The following is a 3,289-nucleotide window of genomic DNA, read 5'->3' as shown; positions in this document are numbered from 1 at the left end:
GGCGGCTGATGAGGCGTTGTTGCTGCCGGTGCGGCTGGACATGGCCGCGTTGCGTGCGCTGGGCGACGAGGCACCGACCATGCTGCGCGGCCTCGTACGGGGACCGATGCGCCGGGCGCGTGCGGGCGAGGGCGATGGGCTGGGCGCCGGTCTGGCGCAGCGGCTGGCCGGGCTGTCGCCGAACGAGCGTACGCGTGCGCTGACGGAGCTGGTACGGGCGCAGGTGGCGACCGTCCTGGGCCATGGCTCGGCGGGCGCGGTGGAGGAGAGCCGGGCGTTCAAGGATCTGGGCTTCGATTCCCTGACGGCCGTGGAGCTGCGCAACCGGCTCAACGGGGCGACGAGGCTGCGGCTGCCCGCCACCCTCGTCTTCGACCACCCCACGCCCGAGGCGCTCGCCCGGCACCTGTACAGCGAGCTGTTCGGCGCTGCGGAGACGGCTGTGGTGTCGGTGGCTTCGGCGGTCGCGGCCGACGACGACCCGATCGTGATCGTGGGCATGGGCTGCCGCTATCCGGGCGGTGTGCGGTCCCCGGAGGAGCTGTGGGACCTGGTCGCGGGCGGCGTCGACGCGATCTCGGAGTTCCCGGTGGACCGCGGCTGGGACGTGGCGAACCTGTACGACCCGGACCCGGAGCGCCAGGGCAAGACGTACGCCCGGGAGGGTGGCTTCCTGCACGACGCGGCCGAGTTCGACCCGGAGTTCTTCGGGATCTCGCCGCGCGAGGCCCTCGCGATGGACCCGCAGCAGCGGTTGCTGCTGGAGACCTCGTGGGAGGCGTTCGAGCGGGCCGGGATCGACCCCGTACGGCTCAAGGGCAGCATGACCGGTGTCTTCGCCGGGGTCATGTACAACGACTACGGCGCGCGGTTGCCGATCGCGCCCGAGGGCTTCGAGGGGTACCTCGGCAACGGCAGCGCGGGCAGCGTGGCCTCGGGGCGGATCTCGTACACCTTCGGCCTCGAAGGGCCCGCGGTGACGGTGGATACCGCGTGCTCGTCGTCCCTGGTCACCCTGCACCTGGCGGCCCAGGCGCTGCGCAACGGCGAATGCAGCCTCGCCCTGGCCGGTGGTGTGGCCGTGATGTCCACGCCGCTGAAGTTCGTGGAGTTCAGCCGCCAGCGGGCCCTGTCGCCCGATGGCCGCTGCAAGTCGTTCTCGGACGACGCGGACGGCACGGGCTGGTCCGAGGGCGCGGGCATGGTGCTGCTGGAGCGGCTGTCGGATGCTCGCCGTAACGGTCACCGGGTGTTGGCGGTGGTGCGGGGCTCGGCGGTGAACCAGGACGGTGCGTCGAACGGTCTGACGGCGCCGAACGGGCCGTCGCAGCAGCGGGTGATCCGGGCCGCGCTCGCCAACGCGGGGGTGTCGGCGGCGGATGTGGACGCGGTCGAGGCGCACGGTACGGGGACGAAGCTGGGCGACCCGATCGAGGCGCAGGCGCTCATCGCGACGTACGGGCAGGGGCGCGCCGAGGGGCGGCCGTTGTGGCTGGGGTCGCTGAAGTCCAACATCGGGCACACCCAGTCGGCGGCGGGCGTCGCCGGTGTCATCAAGATGGTGCAGGCCATGCGGCACGGTGTGCTGCCGCGGACCCTGCACGTGGAGGAGCCGTCGTCCAAGGTGGACTGGTCGGCCGGTGCGGTCGAGGTGCTCGCCGAGGCCCGGGAATGGGCGCGGACCGAGGGCCGCCCGCGCCGTGCGGGGGTGTCGTCGTTCGGGGTGAGCGGGACGAACGCGCACGTGATCCTTGAGCAAGCGCCCGAGGTGGAGTCGGATGCGGCGGCCGGTGTCGCGCCGGTGGCGGTGCCCTGGGTGGTGTCCGGCCGAGGTGCGACGGGACTGCGGGGCCAGGCGGCCGCGCTGCTGGCCCATGTCGAGGCGGGCGGCGAGCTGTCGCCGGTGGACGTGGGCTGGTCGCTGGCGACGGGCCGGGCGGCGCTGGAACACCGCGCCGTGGTGACCGGTGCCGCGCGCGAGGAGCTCGTCGCCGGGCTGGGTGCGCTGGCGCGGGGCGAGGAGGCGCCTGGGCTGGTCACGGGCACGGCCGCGGGTGCTGGTGGCCGGGTGGTGTTCGTCTTCCCGGGCCAGGGTTCGCAATGGGCGGGCATGGCGCAGGGGCTGCTGGATGCCTCCCCGGTGTTCGCGCAGCGGATCGCGGAGTGCGCGGCCGCGCTGGCCGGGTTCGTGGACTGGGACCTGGAGAGCGTGCTGCGGCAGGCGCCGGACGCGCCCTCACTGGACCGGGTCGACGTGGTGCAGCCGGTGCTGTTCTCGGTGATGGTGTCGCTGGCCGAGGTGTGGCGTTCGTACGGTGTCGAGCCCTCGGCCGTGGTGGGCCACTCGCAGGGTGAGATCGCCGCCGCGTGCGTGGCCGGTGTGCTGTCGCTGGAGGACGCGGCCCGGGTGGTGGCGCTGCGCAGCCGGGCGCTGCTGGCGATCGCCGGTCGTGGCGGGATGCTGTCGATCGTGGCGTCGCAGGACTGGGTACGCGAGCGGATCGAGCCGTTCGGCGACCGGATCTCCATCGCAGCGGTGAACGGCCCGAAGACGGTCGTGGTCTCGGGCGACGCGGACGCGCTCCAAGAGCTGGGGGTGGTCCTGGCCAAGGCCGGGGTGATGCGGTGGAACGTCCCCGGCGTGGACTTCTCCGCGCACTCGGCCCATGTCGAGGCGCTGGAAGTGGAGTTGGCGCAGATCGTCGCCGGTGTCGAGCTGCGGGCCTCACAGGTGCCGTTCTACTCCACGGTGACGGGCGAGCTGCTGGACACGGCCGGTCTGGACGCCGGGTACTGGTACCGGAATCTGCGGCAGCCGGTGCGGTTCCAGTCCGCGGTGGAGGCGCTGGCCGCGCAGGGGCACGGCACGTTCGTCGAGGTCAGCACGCATCCGGTGCTGACCGCGAGCGTCCTGGAGACGCTGGAGGAGCTGGAGCCGACGGCTGCCCCGGTGGTGGCGGACACGCTGCGTCGTGAGGACGGTGGGCTGGACCGGTTCCTGACGTCGCTGGCCGAGGTGTGGGTCCAGGGCGTGGAGGTGGAGTGGGCGCGGGCGTTCGAGGGCGCGGGTGCGTCGGTCGTGGATCTGCCGACGTATGCGTTCCAGCGCCGCCGTTACTGGCTGGATGCCCCGGTGGGTGATGGTGCGGTCGATGGGGTGGAGGCGGGTTTTTGGGAGTTGGTTGAGGGTGGTGATGTGGCGGGGGTTGCTTCGGCGTTGGAGGTGTCGTCGGAGGAGTCGTTGAGTGGGGTGTTGTCGGCGTTGTCGTCGTGGCGGCGGGGGCGTCGT

At 72.8% G+C, this 3,289-nt stretch carries 1 protein-coding gene; it reads left to right on the top strand.

Features of this window, described 5'->3' with window-relative positions:
* The coding region (locus tag LCH29_RS43640) for a type I polyketide synthase (protein ID WP_446467233.1) at nucleotides 1-3,289 on the top strand (3,289 nt) is incomplete at both ends.

The sequence above is a fragment of the Streptomyces sp. BRA346 genome (assembly GCF_052851135.1).
The sequence above is the reverse complement of the archived record's forward strand: the minus strand, read 5'-3'. Positions and strand labels throughout refer to the sequence as shown.